The sequence below is a fragment of the Burkholderia sp. PvR073 genome (genome assembly GCF_054055695.1).
The window spans coordinates 768,643-786,056 of sequence record NZ_JBSRXO010000002.1 but is presented as its reverse complement, the minus strand read 5'-3'; the positions used below and the strand labels follow the sequence as shown (position 1 = coordinate 786,056).

The window sequence follows — 17,414 nt, the reverse complement described above, 5'->3', positions numbered from 1 at the left end:
AAAGGTTTTTGCAAGCATCACGCATCGCGCGCAGGCAACGCGTTGATGCGGCGCGGCAATTTGTATCACAACGCGATATAATTCCGGTTCTCTTGCGCCGGATCGTCCGCGCGTCATTTTTACCGCTTACCGCCCATGTCGTCAGGCTCCTCCCCGTCGCGCCGCACGCTCCGCCAATGGCTGCACAGCTTCGTTCCCCATCCGATGACGCTCGGCTGGCGCGAACGCATGCGCTCGTGCATGGGCGCGCTCGTCGGCATCGCGACGGTCGGCGTCACGATGCGGCTGCTGCCCGGCGTGCCGGGCCTCATGCCGCTGCTCGTCGCGCCGATGGGCGCGTCGGCCGTGCTGCTGTTCGCGGTGCCCGCGAGCCCGCTCGCGCAGCCGTGGTCGATCATCGGCGGCAATCTGGTGGCGGCGAGCGTCGGCGTCGCCTGCGCGCAATGGATCGCCGATCCGATCACGGCCGCCGCGGTCGCGGTCGCCCTCGCGATCGGCGGCATGTTCGCGCTGCGCTGCGTGCACCCGCCGTCGGGCGCGGTCGCGCTGACGGCCGTGCTCGGCGGCCCGGCGATCCATGCGCTCGGCTTCGGCTTCGTGGTCGAGCCGATCGCATTGCAATCGGGCATCCTGCTGTCGGCCGCGCTCGTATATCACGCGCTGACGGGCCACCGCTATCCGCACGGCGGCGTGCGTCCCGACGCGAAACCGCACGCCGGCAGCACCGCGCACGCACGCGGCGGCTTCACGCGCGCCGATCTCGACGCAGTGCTCAAGCGCCGTAGCGAATGGCTCGACGTCGATCCGGACGACCTCGAAATGCTGCTGCGCGAAACCGAGATGCAGGCGTATACGCGCACGTTCGGCCAGCTCACGTGCGCCGAGCTGATGACGAAGAACGCGATCGAAGTCGCGCCATCCACGTCGGTGGCGGCCGCGCTGACGCTGCTCGAGCGCCATCGCGTGAAGGCGCTGCCCGTCGTCGACGGCGACGATCGCCTGATCGGCATCGTCACGCGCGCCGACCTCACGCGCCAGGTGCGCCGCTCGATCCCGCTGTGGCACCGGCTGTCCGCGCGGCTGCCGCAGTCGTTCGGCGGCCAGCCGCCGAGCGTCGCCACCGTGATGACCCGCGACGTCGCGGCCGTGCCGCAGACCATGCCGATCACCGCGCTGGTGCCGCTGTTTACGCACTCGGGCCACCACCACATCCCGGTTGTCGACGCATCGCGCCGACTCGTCGGGATCATTACGCAGACCGATCTCGTCACGGGCCTGTACCGGCAGACGCAGATGCTGGAAGCCGCGTAACCCGAACGAACGGTACCGACGCACGGCGCAATGCGGGTCATTTCGCCGAAAATCGGCCATTTATATCATGTTGTGATATATTCTCCGATACTGAAACCGCCTGTCCGACCGACTGCAATGACCGATAACCGCCGCTCGCTGACCAAAAGCGATTTCCAGCAACTGTCCGAGTTCCGCTACCAGATGCGCTGCTTCGAGCGCTTCTCCGAACGCGCCGCGCAAAGCGAAGGCGTGACGCCGCTGCAATACCTGCTGCTGCTGCACATCAAAGGCTACCCGCACCGTGAATGGGCAACCATCGGGGAAATCGCCGAACGCCTGCAGGCGCAGCATCACGGGGTCGTCGCGCTGGTGACGCGCTGCGAGGCGCTCGGGCTCGTGAAGCGCAAGACGAGCGAAGCGGACCGCCGGCAGGTCGAGGTGCACCTCGAAGAAGCCGGCGAAACGCTGCTCGCCCGCCTCGCGGCCATGCATCGCGCCGAGCTGAAATCGCTCAAGGGCGCGTTCCAGGTTCCGCAGATCGATTACTGACCCTAGCTTTACCCACCTTCCCTCACTCCGATGAACGCACCACACAAACGCGATTTCTCGACCAACGAACGCCTGCCCAGGATCGCGTTGCTCGCCGCCGGGATCGGCTTGCTCAGCACGCTGGCGGCGTTCGTGCTGTTGAGCCTGATTCACCTGTTCACGAACCTGTTCTTCTTCCAGCAGTTTTCGTTCGCCGATCGTTCGCCCGCGAACCATACGCTCGGTGCATGGGTGATCGTCGTGCCGGTGGTCGGCGGGCTGATCGTCGGGCTGATGGCGCGCTTCGGTTCGGAGAAGATCCGCGGCCACGGCATTCCCGAGGCGATCGAGGCGATCCTGTTCGGCAAGAGCCGCATGTCGCCGAAGGTCGCGATCCTCAAGCCGCTGTCGTCGGGCGTCGTGATCGGCAGCGGCGGCCCGTTCGGTGCCGAAGGCCCGATCATCATGACGGGCGGCGCGCTCGGCTCGCTGATCGCGCAATGCGTGCACGTGACCGCCGCCGAGCGCAAGACGCTGCTCGTCGCGGGCGCGGCCGCCGGCATGACCGCCGTGTTCGGCACGCCGGTCGCCGCCGTGCTGCTCGCGGTCGAACTGCTGCTGTTCGAATGGCGTCCGCGCAGTTTCCTGCCGGTCGCGCTCGCCTGTGCGGTCGCCGGTTTCGCACGCGCGGTGTTCTTCGGCGTCGAGCCGCTGTTTCCGCTGACCACCGCGTCGCCGACGCCCGTCGCGCTGCTGTCGTGCATCGTCGCGGGCCTGCTGTCGGGCATGCTCGCGTGCGGCCTGTCGGCTGCGCTGTACTGCGTCGAAGACGCCTTCGCGAAGCTGCCGGTGCACTGGATGTGGTGGCCGGCGCTCGGCGCGGTCGTGATCGGCATCGGCGGCTGGCTCGAGCCGCGCGCGCTGGGTGTTGGCTATGACGTGATCGGCGACCTGCTGCATCAGCACATCGCGCTGAAGATCGCGCTGGCGCTGTTGATCGTGAAAGCCGTGATGTGGGTGATCGCGCTCGGCTCCGGCACGTCCGGCGGTGTGCTCGCCCCGCTGTTGATGCTCGGCGCGGGCCTCGGCACCGTGCTGTCGCCGGTGCTGCCCGGCGGCGATCCGGCGCTGTGGCCGCTCGTCTGCATGGCCGCCACGCTCGGCGCCACGCTTGGCGCACCGCTCACCGCGATCGTGTTCGCGTTCGGCCTCACGCACGACGCAAACGCGCTGCTGCCGCTGCTCGCGGCGACGCTCGTCGCGCACGGCTTCGCGACCATCGCGATGAAGCGCTCGATCATGACGGAAAAGATCGCGCGCCGCGGTTATCACATCTACCGCGAATACGGCGTCGATCCGCTCGAACGTCATGACGTGGCGGAAGTGATGACGTCCGCCGATGCGCTCGTCGCGATCGACGGCGCCATGCCGCTCGACGCCGTCGCGTCGCAATACTTCGGCGCGAAGCAGACGCACCGTGCCTACCCGGTCGTGCAGAACGGCCGCCTGCTCGGCCTCGTCGATCGCGCGACGCTCGACGCGCACCGCGCGCAAGCCGGGCCAGACGCACCGCTCGCAAGCGCGTTCGCCGATCGCGCACCGGCCGTCGCGCAGGCACACGAGACCTGCCGCGTGGTCGCATCGCGACTCGCGATGCTCAGCCTCGAACGCCTGCCGGTCGTCGACGATCCGCAATCGCTGCGCCTCACCGGCATCGTGTCGCGCAGCGACCTGATCAAGCCCGCGCTCCAGCACTTCGACGACGAACAGAAGCGCGAGCGCTTCCGTCCGGTCGTGCCGGTCAACCTGCGCGATATCGGCGCCCGCAAGGTCGGCTGATCTTTGCAGCGGTGCGCGGCGCGCCGGCCGCGCACCGCTATCTTCGTCGTCTCCCGCGGTCAGAAACGGCGCGTTTGGCGTTTAAACTTCGTTGACAGTTCATCGGACGGAAGTTTGTCATCATGGTGCTCATGCGACGGGGCCACCATTCAGCCATTCCAATTCGTCATCCAATAAAGAAGCGTCGCGGCGCGACATGCAGACACATGCAGCACGCCGCGGCCGTCAATCCGCCACACCACAGGGCAGCGAGCCGACCTCACGAAGCATGACGTCGTTGCCGCGTCCCCGCCTCCATGCGGGCCGCACGCGACGTATGCCGCAGCGCCGCAGAACACACAGCATCCGGATCGCCGTTTGGCAAGCGCGTTAACAACTTGTTGCGGAATCGCCGGAACCGCATGGGTCCGATGCAATCTCACAGAAACGCAGTTCTGCTGCGCAATCCCACTCAATCAATCACGACTCGAGGGAGATAAAACGTGAACATGAAATACTTACCGCTCATCGCATTGACCGTGGCAATTTCTGCGCATGCAGCCGATCCGGCCATGCAGAATGTGGGACAAAGTCAGAAATCCGCTCAGGACGTCTCGGCATGCATCGCCAAGACCTGGGCCGACAAGTCGCAACAACAGGTCGTCTCGCAGAACGTGCTCGCCAACGGCCTGGCGACCGATGTCTACGTACCGGGCCAGCAACCGCCGAACGGCGCGGCCGCGATGGTTCGCCCGTCGTCGAAGGCGGATGCCAAGACGTGGGTCGGCGTGCGTGGCGACGCCGCTTCCGCCGGCGACATCACCGCCTGCCTGTAAGCCCCGCACCGGACGGCATTGCGCCGTCCGCCTGCGACGAGCCCCGCTTCGGCGGGGCTTTTCGTTTGTGCGCGTCGGCCGCGCGCATGCGCCGCGGCCGATGCCTGCACGCTTACAGGTAGCTGCAGACGTAGTCGAGCGTCTCGAGCACTTCGATATCGAAGCGGCTCTTGCCCGGCACCGAGAACGATTCGCCGGCGCCATAGGTTTGCCACTCGTTGCTGCCGTCGAGCTTCACGCGGCACTTGCCGGCCTGCACTTCCATCAATTCGGCCGCGTCCGTGCCGAAGTTGAGCGCGCACGGCAGGATCACGCCGAGCGTCTTGCGCGTGCCGTCCGGGAAGAGCACGGTATGCGACACGCACTTGCCGTCGAAGTAGACGTTCGCGCGCTTGACGACCGATACGTTGTCGAATTGGGTTGCACTGGTCATGTGATGCCTCTGATTGCTGGATGCCGGATGGCGTGTTGTCGGAAGCCGGCCGTGGCGGCAGGCCGGCCGCTATGATACCGGCTCGCGGCGAGCGAGCCGCAAGCGGGACTTGCCGGGGATGCCCGGTAGATAGTCAGGATCACTACTTGATGCGACGCATGCCCTCGCATGCACCGCTCATCCGAGCCCTTTGCGTCGCGCGGAATCGCGCAGGCAGTCGAGCAGCATCGCCGCGGCCGGCGTGAGCGGGCTGTCGCGGCGCGTGACGACCTGCACGGATACACCCGGCAGCCGCTCGCGGATCGGCAGCACCGCGAGCTGGTCGCGCGCCCACTCGCCCTGCAGCAGTTGCTCGGGCATCGACGCGATCAGGTCGCAGCCCGTCATCAGGCTGTGCGCGAGCCCAAAGCTCGGGCATTCGACGACCCGCTGCGGCACCGGCAACCCATATGCAACGAACGAATTGAACAGCACCTGGGTCGAGCTTTCGGGCGACGGATTCATCAGCCAGTCGGCGTCGACGAGATCGGCGAGCGACGTGGCCGACGCAAGCGGATGCCCCTTGCGCGCGACGATCAGCGATCGGCTCGCATAGAGTTCCGCGTGATCGAACTCGGCCGCCAGCAGTTCGGGCACGACGACGGCGACCGCGAAATCGAGCGAACCGTCGTGCAGCCGCGGCAGCGCGACGCCCGGAAACCCTTCGATCAGGTTGACGCGCGCGACCGGAAAGCGCCGCCGGAACGCGCGAAACGCATCGGGCAGGATCGTTACCGCCGCCGCCGGCGTGATCGCCGCCGCGACGGAGCCCGTCATCGCGCCCTGCGCCTGCTCGATGTCGTCGCGGGCACGCTGCATTTCGGCGACGATCAACCGCGCGCGCACCTGCAATTGCTGGCCGAACGCGGTGAGCTGCACGCCCCGCGCGGTGCGCACCACGAGCGATACGCCGAGCGCGATCTCCAGCTCCTTGACCGCCTTCGTCAGCGCCGCCGGCGACACGTTCAGACGCCGCGCGGCCGCGCGAATGCTCCCTTCTTCCGCAACGGTGACGAACGCTTTCAGCTGATGGTATTTCATGGGGCAATGCGTGATCCGTGGAAACCCTGTGCGCCTCGACGCTTGCCGGCTGAGGGTATTCCCGAGCGGCAACCAGTGGTGTGCACCAAAGCAATTTAGCAGCTTCTGGTGCGCAAAAGAAATTTATATGCTTGCTCGTCATAGGCGCGTCAAACGCCCCTCCCCGCCCCACAGGAGACTCCATGCTGCAAGCCGTGAACCCCGTCATCCCCGGCATCGCCGCGATCGCGCCCGACTTGATCGAAGTGCGCCGCCGCATCCACGCACACCCGGAACTCGCGTTCGAGGAAACGCTGACGAGCGATCTCGTCGCCGAGCTGCTCACGGGCTGGGGCTACGAAGTGCACCGCGGCATCGGCAAGACCGGCGTCGTTGGCGTGCTGCGCGAAGGACAAGGCACGCGCACCGTCGGGCTGCGCGCCGACATGGATGCGCTGCCGCTCGCCGAAACCACCGGCCTGCCTTACGCGAGCCGCCATGCGAACAAGATGCATGCGTGCGGCCACGACGGCCACACCGCGATGCTGCTGTGCGCGGCGCGCCACCTGGCAGCCACGCGCCAGTTCTCCGGCACGCTGAACCTGATCTTCCAGCCGGCCGAGGAAAACTTCGGCGGCGCGAAATCGATGATGGACGACGGCCTGTTCGATCGCTTCCCGTGCGACGCGATCTTCGCGATCCACAACATGCCGGGCCGCGCCGCCGGCGACATGGCGTTCCGCACCGGCGCCGCGATGGCGTCGGCCGACCGCGTGACGATCACGCTGCGCGGCGTCGGCGGTCACGGCGCGATGCCGCATTTCGCGCGCGACCCGATGTCGGCCGCGGGCAGCATCATGGTCGCGCTGCAGACGATCGTCGCGCGCGAGGTCGATGCGCAGCATGCGGCCGTGATCACGGTCGGCAGCGTGCAGGCCGGCGAGACCTTCAACATCATTCCCGAAACCGTCGTGATGAAGCTGTCGGTGCGCGCGCTGAACGCCGACGTGCGCGCGCTGCTTGCGCGCCGCATCGAAGCGCTCGTGAAGGGCCAGGCGGACAGCTTCGGCGTCGCGGCGGAAGTGGATTACGACTACGGCTATCCGGTGCTCGTCAACCATCCGGAACCGACCGCATTCGCCGCCGACATCGCGCGCCAGATGCTCGGCGCCGAACGCGTGGAAACCGACGCCGCGCCGCTGATGGGCAGCGAGGACTTCGCGTTCATGCTCGAGGCGCGCCCCGGCTGCTATGCATTCATCGGCAACGGGGTCGGCAGCAAGGGCGGCTGCATGGTGCACAACCCCGGCTACGACTTCAACGACGACATCCTCGCGATTGGCGCGAGTTACTGGGTTCGCGTCGCCGAAGCCTGGCTCGCGGCCTGACGGCCCTTCATCACGCAGTCCCGCGCCTTAGCAGGGGAACCCCATGGAAACGTCCGCCCTTTCGTTCGCCGGCACGCCGGTCGATGCCCGCGCCGCCGCGAAGAAGCGCCGCCTGATCGCGGCCGCCGCGGTCGGCAACGCGCTCGAGTTCTACGACTTCACGGTCTACAGCTTCTTCGCGATCCTGATCGGCAAGCTGTTCTTTCCCGTGCACTCGTCGTTCGGGCAGTTGATGCTCGCGGTCGCGAGCTTCGGCGTCGGCTTCGTCACGCGTCCGCTTGGCGGGCTCGTGATCGGCATGTACGCCGACCGCGCCGGCCGCAAGAAGGCGATGATCCTCACGCTGCTGCTGATGGCGCTCGGCACCGCGACGATCGCGGTCGCGCCGACCTTCGCGCAGATCGGCCTCGCCGCGCCGCTGCTGCTCGTGCTCGCGCGGCTGCTGCAAGGGTTCGCGTCGGGCGGCGAAGTCGGCGCGTCGACGACGCTGCTGCTCGAACAGGCGCCGCAGCACCGCCGCGGCTTCTATGCGTCGTTCCAGTTCTCGAGCCAGGGGCTCGCCGCGCTCGCGGGGGCGCTGACCGGTGTCGCGCTGACGTCAACGCTCACTGCCGCGCAGCTCGAAAGCTGGGGCTGGCGCGTGCCGTTCATCATCGGCACGCTGTTCGTGCCGATCGGTTACTGGCTGCGCCGCACCGTCGAGGAAGTACCGCCCGCCGCGCCCGCTGCCGCCGCGACGCACGACGAGCCGGTCGTGTCGCTGCCGCTCGCCGCTGTGCTGCGCCATCACGGCAGGGCCGTGTTCGCGGGCCTCGGCGTGACGATCGGCGGCACGTCGATCCACTACATCATCGTGTTCTACATGGCGATCTACGGCGTGCAAGTACTGCACCTGCCGACCTGGCTGTCGATGACGGCCGGCTGCGTCGCCGGCGCGATCCTGATGCTCGTGACGCCGATCGGCGGCCACCTCTCCGATGTCTACGGACGCAACCGGATCGTCTGGTGGACGCGCATCGCGCTGATGGCCGCGATCTATCCGGCGTTCATCGCGCTGAACCGTTGGCCGGGCGCCGCGTCGCTGCTGTCGATCATCGCGGCGCTGTCGATCGTGCACGCGATCAACATCGGCGCGACGGGTGCGATGCTCGGCGAGTTGTTCCCGCGGGCGGTGCGTGCCACCGGCGGTGCGCTGGTGTATAGCGTGGGCGTCGCGATCTTTGGCGGCTTCGCGCAGTTCTTCGTCACGTGGCTGATCGCGGCGACCGGGAATCCGAATGCGCCCGCGTGGTATGCGATCGGCTGCGGCGCGTTCACGCTGCTCGCGATTCGCTGCATGGACGAGAAGGCCGGGAAGGCGCTCGATTGATCGGTGGAAGGTGCGCGGCGCGTCATTGACGTCGCGCCGGCGCATCGGGCATGATCGTTCCATGCATAACGCGACGATCACCCTTTCGACGACCACGCGCACGACCGCCTTCGGCGGGTCCGTGCGGCGAGTGCGCGCAAGATCGTAGCGTCACCGATTCCCACAGGCCCCGCCGGTTCCGGACGGGGTCTCGTCGTTTCTCCGTCTGCATCGGCCATTCAGGAGAACGCGATGTCCGAAGTCCCTTCCCCCAAACGTGCGCTGCTCGTCATCGATATGCAGGTCGGGCTGTTCCATGGCCCCGATCGTCCGCATGACGGTGAACGCGTGCTGGCCAACATCAACCGGCTGATTCGTCGTGCGCACGAAGCAGGTGCGCCCGTGTTCGCCGTGCGCCACACCGGCCCGGCCGACTCGCCGATTGCGCCCGATGCGCCGCTGGCCGCGCTGCTGCCGGAACTCGCGATCGATACCGCACGCGACATCGTGTTCGACAAGACCCGGCCGAGTTGCTTCGCAGGTACGCGGCTCGCCGAGTGGCTGCACGCGGCTGGTATCGGGGAAATCGTGATTACCGGGATGAAGACGCAGTACTGCGTCGATACCGCGTGCCGCGCAGCCGCCGATCTCGGGTTTCGGGCGGTGCTCGTCGCCGATGCGCACACCTGCATGGACACGCCCGCGCTGCCGGCCGAGCGGATCATCGCGCATCACAATGCGACGCTTGGCGGGCCGTTCGCGGTGCTGACGACGACTGAGGCGTGCGTGTTCTGAGGCAAGGCGCGAGACGGACCGTAAAGCGTGAGGTTTCAACACTGGCCTCAGCAAAGCCCCGTCGCGCGCATCGCCTCAATACACGACGATGCGTCGCGAACTGAAACAACTTTCCTCGAGAGCGTCACGTCTCCGGACAGAAATATGCTGAGTCGGTGGTCGAAGTGATATGAAAACTTGATCAGGTCGATGGTGTTCCGGAAGGTTTCCTTGGGCAGCTTGCCCGTCATCGTCGAATGAATGAAGCGCTTGATCAGACGTATCGCTCTCACGCGAAACGAAACCTCGACCCGCAAGATCAACGAACACTCGACGAGCAGCGGATACATCCGCTTGTCGTATGCGCCTTCGACAAACCAGCGGTCCTGCTCGAGGATGTTTCCGATCGCCTGCGCCATTGATTCGTCCGAGTTCTTCACAAACTCGGCCGCAGTCATGTCCCAATAGACGTGGTCGAATTCGTGCGTGGCGACATTGAACTTGCGTGCCAATTGCATGGCGATCGTCGACTTCCCCGCACCCGACGGGCCTACGATACACACCTTCATGTTTCAGTCTCGGCTCAATCACGCATCTGCATGCTCACGCAGGAAGTGTTTCAGCATGGGTACGAAGAAATCATGCCCACCGATCAGCGCGCATTCTGCTTCAAAAAAGGGATACCACTCAAAGTTGAATTCGATGGGTTCACCGCCGGCACTTGGAGTGTCCTCGAAATGCGTCCAACTCGCCTTCATTACAATAGCGTCTCTCACCCTGACATGCACGACATGCCGGTTCTGGATCTCGCTTCTTCCGAATTTCGTCATCGAGTAGAAGTAGTTGCCGAGAACACGCACAACTTCGGCATTGTCGATGCCACTTTCCTCGCGTAACTCACGTAGCGCGGCGGCTACCGGCATTTCTCCCGGCTCCATCGTGCCGGCAACCACCTGCCTACCGGCTTCCGGAAACCTAGGCTGAGTGAAGGTCAGCAATCCATCTCGCCACGTAAGATAGACGAGTACCTTGTTCTTGGTTTTCAAGATAATTCTTTCGATCAGATCCACCCATAATGGAACAGATGTTTAACCCTATATTATTCTTACATCCGAAATTTTTGATTGATGCCAGTTTTCGCAACAGTATTGCAAAAAAAAGACACGCTGGTAGCGCGACGGACGCGTTTCGACCCAATACGGACGCCTAGCTCCCCACCTATGGTGGTTAGCCCGGAAAGGGCAAGACCTCATAATCAAGCGTCAAGTACGCGTCGACGTTCTGGAGCCGATGCCAATCTTTTTTCGTTTTTAGTGACACTTGCAATGCGAACCGCTGACCGACATGCTCAGAGGTTAGCGTCAAATTAAAGGCCGATCCCTTTCCCGTCTCTCCCTGTGAAATGTTGCACACCTGCCACGTAATCTCATATTCACTGGGATCGAACGACGAATCTACCTCTACTTCAAATCGAACGTCTTCGCCGACATGCAAGGAAGGCTGGCCAATCGCGCGATGATCAGAGGGGGGCGCAGGATGCCATACCGTCCCCAGGGAGTCAGAGTAACGTGTGAACACTGGGGCTGGAAACTTATCTTGCGAGGCCATATCGGAATAGTATTTTTTAAGAGACGCGATGATATCATTGCAGTAGCATAAGGAACGCTCTGCATCATGAAGTGAAAGTGTTGCAGCGTTTGCGTGAGAAAGAGCGTTGCGGATGGGGACCAGGATCGTTATGACTTGCCGAACATGATTTGCGCCCATAGGGAACCCGGCGTCGAACGCAACCTTGAAGAACTCTTTGTAGACGTCGTCCTTCGACAAGACGGAGCCAAGGTCATCAAGTAGGAGAGTGTCAATCGGACGACTATATTGACCGGGGTTATTCTGTACGAATGACTGAACACGCGACCTTATCTTGTTCGAGAAAATTGCCTGTCCTCCAAGGCTGGCACCATCAATATAGTTATTTCCAAATCTTTCGATGAATTTGTCGTGGATAATTCTTCGCAACCAAAGCTCACATGCTTCCATCCGTTGGCGGCATGACACGTGAACGTCATTTGAATCTATGAGGTGCAATGCCATCGTAATAGTCCCCGTTTTGCTTAAACAAGTCCCAATGATAGGGGAGAGAGAGATTTCTGGCGAGTAACTATCGTGCATGGCTACGGCATCCGCCGGCTTGCCTTGTGGGCAGATATCAAGCTTTTGCCGAATGACCGAATCTGGCCGTTCTAAGACACCCCAGTAGCCGTGTGCACCACAGCACCTTCTCAGCATCGCACACTGCTAAATCAACCGCGGAGTGCAGACACCTGAATTTCCAGCCGGTGAAAACGTCAACGAATGTGAATCTACCAAGCGCGCTTTATCGGTATATCGGTAGTGGTGCGATACCCCACAGCCGGTCATCCGGCCACCAGACCGACTACAAAACGGCGGACGAGCAACCTGCCGCTTCCATACAGTATCAACTCCCCAAGTCCACCCGCTCCCAGTAATCATGCATCGACACCACTGCACACGCACCTCAACGCCCCAGCAAGCCCCGTAAACGCAAAAAGGCACGAGCCTTTCACCGCCCGTGCCTTTCCCCTACGCAACCCTTCCCGCTCAAAACGTATGCATCATCCCCACATACGCCCCCGTCTGCGACTCGCCCGTCATCGGGCTCGTCCCCGACGTCGCGTCGCGGGGCGACGCCAGCAGCGAGAAGTTCGAATTCCCGCCATTCCGCACATACGCAACCGTCCCATACAGGAACGTCCGCTTCGACAGGTTGTACGTGGTGCCGAGCACGTACATGATCGCGTGGCCCGACGGATCGTGCGACGCATCGCCGCCGCCATCGCCCACCTTTACGTAATACCCGCCGCCCGTCACGGCCCACTGCGGATTGGCCGTGTAGGTCGCACCGAGCCAGTAATGATCGGCGCGATCAGCAACGCCAGCCGGGCTGTCCGGCGCCTGGTAATGCGTATACGCGCCCTGGATCTTGAACTTCGACACCTTCACGTTCGCGCCGACGAAATACTCGCGCGACGCGGTGAAGATGTTGCTGAACTTGCCGTTGTTGTCGCGCAGCTCGTCGTAGATGCCGCGCACGTCGAGCACCGGCGAGTGGTACGAGATCATGATCCCGTCCGAGCGGCCGAAGTCATCGGCCGCGCCGTAGTTGAAGCCGCGCGACTGGTTGCCGAACGCATACTGCGCCTGCACGTCAAAGCCGCCGATCACCGGGCTGTGATACTCGATGTTGTTGCTGCTCTGCTGCCAGTTGCGCCCGCGCACGAGCGAGGCCGACGAAAACGCCTGTTGCACGAACGGATCGAATTCCCACACGCCGTCGCTGTCGATGAACAGGTTGCGGCCGGCCTGCAACTGGCCCCACGTGTCGCTCTTCAGCCCGACATACGCGCGGCGCGACCACATGCGTCCGCCGCCTGTCGTGCCGTTCATCACCTGGAACGCGGTTTCCAGGTTGAAGACCGTCGACATCCCGCCGCCGAGATCCTCGAAACCCTTCAGGCCGAACATGCTGGTACCCCAGTCGCCGCCTTCCGCGCTCCAGCGCGTCGAGCTGCCGTTCGGTGTCGCGATGTGGTTCAGGTATTCGACGCCGCCGTCGATACGGCCGTACAGCGTCACACTTGTTTGTGCGGACGCGGCCGCCGGTGCGGCGGCCGCGATCAGCCATGCTAGATGTTTGAGTCGCAAAGTCATGCCCCCTCGCAGTCTGGACCGTCCGACACGCGCCCCATGCGCGCGCCGGCGATCCGTTCACCCGCGATCGATCGAAAAACGTCCGGGGCCCGCCGCGCACAGCGCGAGCAGGCCGCCCGAGATCGCGATGTTCTTGTAGAAATGAATCATGTTGTTCATCTGCTCGCCGCCCGTCATCGTCCAGTAGTGATGGCCGATGAGCGCGGTGCCGATCGTATACAGCGCAAGCAGCAGCGCAAGCGGCCGCGTCTGGAAGCCGACGAGGAGCGCGATCCCGACGAACAGCTCCATCACGACGGCGATCGCCGCCGAGATGATCGGCGCGGGCGCGCCCTCGCTTCCCATGAACGCGATCGTGCCCGAGAAGTCGGCGATCTTCTTCCAGCCGAACATCACGAACAGAATCACGAGCAGGATTCGGGACAGCAGCAGCAGCACATCGCGCTGGGACGCGAGAAACGGTTGATTCGGTGTCATGGTGTGATCAACGAAAGCGATGCGCGAACCGCGCGCACCGGATTGCCAACGAACCAGGACAGGCGGCCGCCAGTGCCGCCCGCCCCGCTCTGCAACAACCGGCATCGGGGCCCGCCCGATGTGCTGTGCTCCTCCTCTTTCCGTGTTGCGCTGCCTGGTACCACTTCCTGCCGCTTCGTGCCCGGCCTCAACGTGCCTTCGCGACGTCCTGCTCGGTCACCTTCGCGGCCGGATTGCCGAACTGACCCGTCAGGTAGTTCGCCAGCGCGGCGATCTGCGCGTCCGACAGCTCGTTGCGGAACGCGGGCATCCCGACGTCCTCGCTGCCGGCCTTACGCTGCACGCCGTTCAGGATCACCTGCACGAGGTTCGTCGGATTCGACGCACCCACCGTCGAGTTGTGGAACAGCGACGGGTAATAGCCGTCCGGCGTGCCCTTGCCCTGCATCTGGTGACAGCTCGCGCAGTTGCCGAGATACAGCCGCGCCGGATCGATGCCCGACGATGCGAGCGGCACGCCACGCAGCTTCAGGCCGTCTTCCGCCGGCTTGCCCCACGACGAACGCGACTGCTTCGCGTCGCCGCTGGCCACCGCCGGCACCGTGCGGACGTAGGTTGCGATCGCACCGATGTCGGCGTCGGTCATCTTCGAGAAGCTGTGCTCGACCGCCTCGGCCATCGGACCGGCCGCCTGCGCGACGCCCGGCACGCTGCCGGTACGCAGGTACTGGACGAGCTGCTGCTGCGTCCAGCCGCCGATCCCCGCGTTCGGGTCCGACGTGATGTTGTAGCCATCCCAGCCCGCCAGCACCGAGCCCGACAGGAAGCTGCCGCCCGTCTCGTCGAGCGACTTCTCCTGCATCGCGATGCCGCGCGGCGTGTGGCACGTGCTGCAGTGCGCGAGGCCCTGCACCAGGTACGCACCGCGGTTCCACTCGGCACTCTGCGACGGCTTCGGCTGGTACGCACCGTCCTTCAGGAACAGCCAGTTCCAGATCTTCAGCGGCCAGCGCATGCTCAGCAGCGGCGGAATCTCGTTCTTCGGCGGCGCCTGCTTGACCGGCTCGACACCGTGCATGAAGTACGCGTACAACGCCTGCACGTCGTCGTCGTTGATCTTCGCGTACGACACGTACGGCATCGCCGGGTACAGGTTGGCGCCGTTCTTCGACACGCCGTGGCGCACCGCGCGCTCGAAGTCGTCGAACGTCCAGTTGCCGATGCCCGTGTCGGGGTCCGGCGTGATGTTGCTCGTATAGATCTTGCCGAGCATCGGCACCGGCATCCCGAGGCCGCCGGCGAACGGCTTGCCGCCCTTCGCGGTGTGACAGGCCATGCAGTCGCCCGCGACTGCGAGATATTCGCCGCGCTTGATCTGCGCGGGATCGGCCGAATCGGCCGCGCGCACGAGCCCCGGCAGCCCGAGGCTGCCGGCGAGGAGGAAGGTGAGAGTAGATTTCCGCACGGTCAGACTTCCTTCTTCAGCGTGTCCGACATCCGCAGCGCCAGCGCCGCGATCGTCAGCGTCACGTTCACCGTACCGACGGTCGGCATCGTCGAGCTGCTCGAGATGAACAGGTTCGGATGGTCGAACGTGCGGCAGTCCTTGTCGACGACCGAGTCGCGTGCATCCGCGCCCATGATCGTCGCACCCGTGATGTGGTTGTTCGGCGCGAATTCGTCGTTGAACACGACCTCCGTGCCGCCCAGCACCTTCGCGGCCGTCGCGTAGACCTCGCGCGTATGCACGGCGCCGCGCTTCACGTAATCGTCGATCGCATACGTGATTTCCGGGCGCGGAATGCCGACCGCATCGGTGGCCGTCTTGCTCGGCACGATGCGGTTCTCGGGCTGCGGCAGGATTTCGTGGAAGCAGTCGAACTGCACGTAGCGCGCGGAACGATCGCGGATCTGCGCGTCGAGCTCGTCGGCCTTCATCAGCTTGCCGGCCTTGAAGATCTTCTGCGTCTCCTGGTTGATGCGCGACATGTTCGACAGGTGGATCTTCTTCGCGGCTTCGGTCGCGCGGAACGGGCCGTCGCGGAAACCGATCAGCGACGTCATCTCCTGCGGGCCGCGGCCCGGCCACAGCTTGTCACTCGCGTAGAACGACACGCCCGTGCCCGGGTGGTCCATCAGGTTGCGCCCGACCATGTCGGAGCTGTTCGCGACGCCGTTCGGGAAATCGCGGTTCGCCGACATCAGCAGGATCTTCGGCGTCTCGATGCCGTTCGCGGCCACCACGAAGTACTTGCCTTCGACGCGATGGTCGGCGCCCGTCTTGTCCTTGTAGATCGCGGCGACGATGCGCTTGTCCGGACCAGTCTCGAGCTTGTAGACGACCGCGCTGTCGATCAGCTTCGCGCCCGCCTGCTCGGCCTTCTCGACGTGCACGATGCCGTTGTACATCGCGCCGATCGGGCAGATCGGCATGCAATTGTTGTTACCGCAACAAGTCGGCCGGCCGTCGTACGGGCGGCTGTTGCGCGCGACCGGCTCGGTCACGACGTGGAACTTCGGGTCATAGCCGTTGAGCGCGCTCTTGATCGTCTGCTCGTTGAACGACAACGGCAGCGGCGGCATCGGGTACGGCTGCTTGCGCGGCGAGTACAGGTCTTCCTCGGGGCCGGGGCCCCACACGCCGAGCTCTTCCTCGGCGCGCTGGTAGTAATGCTCGAGGTCGTCGTACTGGATCGGCCAGTCGCGGCCGACGCCGTACACCGTCTTCATCTTGAAGTCGTTCGGGATGAAGCGCCACGCCGACGCGGCCCAGTGCCACGTCGTGCCGCCCACCGCACGGATGTACTGCGAGTTGAACTTGTGCTCGCCCTTCAGGACCAGGTAGTCGTTCGGCGGGCCGTATTCCGGATGCGGCGCCCACGGGCTCGACGGGTACGGCGCCATGAAGTCCGTCTTGTCGGGCTGATTGCGGAAGCGCTCGACGATCTCGCCGCGCGGCATGCGCGGGCCTGCTTCGAGCAGGATCACCGACTTGCCCGCCATCGCGAGCTGGTGCGCGACGATCGCGCCTGCGACACCGGACCCGACGACCACGACGTCGGCCTTTTGCGTATCGGTATCCGCCATCAGGCTTGCCTCTCGATCGGTTTTTCGGCCCAGAAGCCGGGTTTGTTGGGGCAATACGAAGGAATCACGAGCGTATCGGACACGACGCTGAACATTAATGCTTCTTCGTAAGTAATCACGACGTTGTCGACGATGCCGAGATACCACGCTTCGAGAATCGACAGCGCGGCGGCCTGCTGATCGGAATCCAATGAACCGGACGCGAGCGCGCCGGCGAGTTGCGACAGACCGTCGGCCGTCTTGAACGAACCCTTCTGCAGCGCGTGCAGGAAGCGTTCGCCGAGCACGCGGCTCAGCCCTTTCTTGCCTGTCAGTGCTTCGGAGAGCGTCATGAACGTATCGAGCGGCGCGGTGCCGGGATTATCGGCCAGGGCCCGCAACGCCAGCGAGCCGGTGAGGCCCGCCGCCGTCAGCGCCAGTGCGCCCTGCAGCCATTGACGCCGCGTGATGCCGGATACGGTTGCGTCGCTGGCGCGACGCGAGTGGGGGGTGTTGTCGTTGTGCATGTTTCCTTCTCTCGAACACCGGATTCGGGAAAACCACGCTTGATATTTCTCAAACTTTCGCGCGGCCCTGAAATGTACGCGCACAATTCGAATCGGACAATGCTTTTATAGTCCATTAAATGTTCCGCAATCCGAGAC

At 64.4% G+C, this 17,414-nt stretch carries 17 protein-coding genes; 7 read left to right on the top strand and 10 right to left on the bottom strand.

The window, feature by feature from the left end:
- Positions 1–135: 135 nt before the first annotated feature.
- The 4 genes from ACVK00_RS10705 to ACVK00_RS10690 all read left to right on the top strand — a co-directional run bounded on the left by ACVK00_RS10705 (position 136) and on the right by ACVK00_RS10690 (position 4,475).
- Complete coding sequence (locus tag ACVK00_RS10705; protein WP_284889239.1) at positions 136–1,311, top strand: HPP family protein; 1,176 nt, start codon at positions 136–138, stop codon at positions 1,309–1,311.
- Positions 1,312–1,428: 117 nt separating this feature from the next.
- Positions 1,429–1,842: a MarR family winged helix-turn-helix transcriptional regulator gene (locus ACVK00_RS10700; protein WP_006761649.1), complete on the top strand. Its 414-nt coding sequence runs from the start codon at positions 1,429–1,431 to the stop codon at positions 1,840–1,842.
- 30 nt (positions 1,843–1,872) lie between these two features.
- Positions 1,873–3,660, top strand: coding sequence for a chloride channel protein (locus tag ACVK00_RS10695; RefSeq protein WP_354123058.1), 1,788 nt, complete (start codon positions 1,873–1,875; stop codon positions 3,658–3,660).
- Between the two features lie 488 nt (positions 3,661–4,148).
- Positions 4,149–4,475: a hypothetical protein gene (locus tag ACVK00_RS10690; protein ID WP_175751834.1), complete on the top strand. Its 327-nt coding sequence runs from the start codon at positions 4,149–4,151 to the stop codon at positions 4,473–4,475.
- 112 nt (positions 4,476–4,587) lie between these two features.
- Here the strand turns inward: ACVK00_RS10690 and ppnP are convergent, their stop codons facing one another.
- Positions 4,588–4,908: a pyrimidine/purine nucleoside phosphorylase gene (ppnP, locus tag ACVK00_RS10685; RefSeq protein WP_006751994.1), complete on the bottom strand. Its 321-nt coding sequence runs from the start codon at positions 4,906–4,908 to the stop codon at positions 4,588–4,590.
- A 177-nt stretch (positions 4,909–5,085) separates the two neighbouring features.
- Positions 5,086–5,988 carry a LysR substrate-binding domain-containing protein gene (locus tag ACVK00_RS10680; protein ID WP_006751995.1) on the bottom strand — a complete coding sequence of 301 codons (903 nt, stop codon included), beginning with the start codon at positions 5,986–5,988 and terminating at the stop codon, positions 5,086–5,088.
- A gap of 182 nt (positions 5,989–6,170) precedes the next feature.
- On the opposite strand from ACVK00_RS10680, the gene ACVK00_RS10675 reads away from it, so the two are divergent.
- The 3 genes from ACVK00_RS10675 (at position 6,171) to ACVK00_RS10665 (ending at position 9,498) form a co-directional block, all read left to right on the top strand.
- Entirely contained in the window at positions 6,171–7,355 is a 1,185-nt protein-coding gene (locus ACVK00_RS10675) for a M20 aminoacylase family protein (protein WP_284889232.1), read from the top strand.
- Positions 7,356–7,398: 43 nt separating this feature from the next.
- On the top strand, positions 7,399–8,724 hold the full coding sequence (locus ACVK00_RS10670) for an MFS transporter (protein ID WP_284889230.1): 1,326 nt from the start codon (positions 7,399–7,401) through the stop codon (positions 8,722–8,724).
- 231 nt (positions 8,725–8,955) lie between these two features.
- The gene (locus ACVK00_RS10665; protein ID WP_284889228.1) at positions 8,956–9,498 is read left to right on the top strand and encodes a cysteine hydrolase family protein; all 543 of its coding nucleotides are present in this window, start codon (positions 8,956–8,958) and stop codon (positions 9,496–9,498) included.
- Between the two features lie 47 nt (positions 9,499–9,545).
- On the opposite strand, the gene ACVK00_RS10660 is transcribed toward ACVK00_RS10665, so the two are convergent.
- The 8 genes from ACVK00_RS10660 to ACVK00_RS10625 all read right to left on the bottom strand — a co-directional run bounded on the left by ACVK00_RS10660 (position 9,546) and on the right by ACVK00_RS10625 (position 17,276).
- Positions 9,546–10,046: a (d)CMP kinase gene (locus tag ACVK00_RS10660; protein WP_284889226.1), complete on the bottom strand. Its 501-nt coding sequence runs from the start codon at positions 10,044–10,046 to the stop codon at positions 9,546–9,548.
- Between the two features lie 18 nt (positions 10,047–10,064).
- Complete coding sequence (locus tag ACVK00_RS10655) at positions 10,065–10,523, bottom strand: NUDIX hydrolase (RefSeq protein WP_284889224.1); 459 nt, start codon at positions 10,521–10,523, stop codon at positions 10,065–10,067.
- A 181-nt stretch (positions 10,524–10,704) separates the two neighbouring features.
- The gene (locus ACVK00_RS10650) at positions 10,705–11,568 is read right to left on the bottom strand and encodes a hypothetical protein (protein ID WP_284889222.1); all 864 of its coding nucleotides are present in this window, start codon (positions 11,566–11,568) and stop codon (positions 10,705–10,707) included.
- A 528-nt stretch (positions 11,569–12,096) separates the two neighbouring features.
- Positions 12,097–13,206 (bottom strand): porin, encoded by a 1,110-nt coding sequence (locus tag ACVK00_RS10645; RefSeq protein ID WP_228907880.1) that lies wholly within the window; start codon positions 13,204–13,206, stop codon positions 12,097–12,099.
- 57 nt (positions 13,207–13,263) lie between these two features.
- Positions 13,264–13,683, bottom strand: a complete 420-nt coding sequence (locus tag ACVK00_RS10640; protein WP_166724353.1) for a DoxX family protein — start codon at positions 13,681–13,683, stop codon at positions 13,264–13,266.
- A gap of 187 nt (positions 13,684–13,870) precedes the next feature.
- The gene (locus tag ACVK00_RS10635; protein ID WP_284889217.1) at positions 13,871–15,148 is read right to left on the bottom strand and encodes a cytochrome c; all 1,278 of its coding nucleotides are present in this window, start codon (positions 15,146–15,148) and stop codon (positions 13,871–13,873) included.
- A 2-nt stretch (positions 15,149–15,150) separates the two neighbouring features.
- Positions 15,151–16,770 carry a GMC family oxidoreductase gene (locus tag ACVK00_RS10630; protein ID WP_228907882.1) on the bottom strand — a complete coding sequence of 540 codons (1,620 nt, stop codon included), beginning with the start codon at positions 16,768–16,770 and terminating at the stop codon, positions 15,151–15,153.
- Positions 16,770–17,276, bottom strand: coding sequence for a sorbitol dehydrogenase family protein (locus tag ACVK00_RS10625; protein ID WP_228910003.1), 507 nt, complete (start codon positions 17,274–17,276; stop codon positions 16,770–16,772). Before ACVK00_RS10625 ends, ACVK00_RS10630 begins: the two co-directional genes overlap by 1 nt.
- Positions 17,277–17,414: the final 138 nt, after the last annotated feature.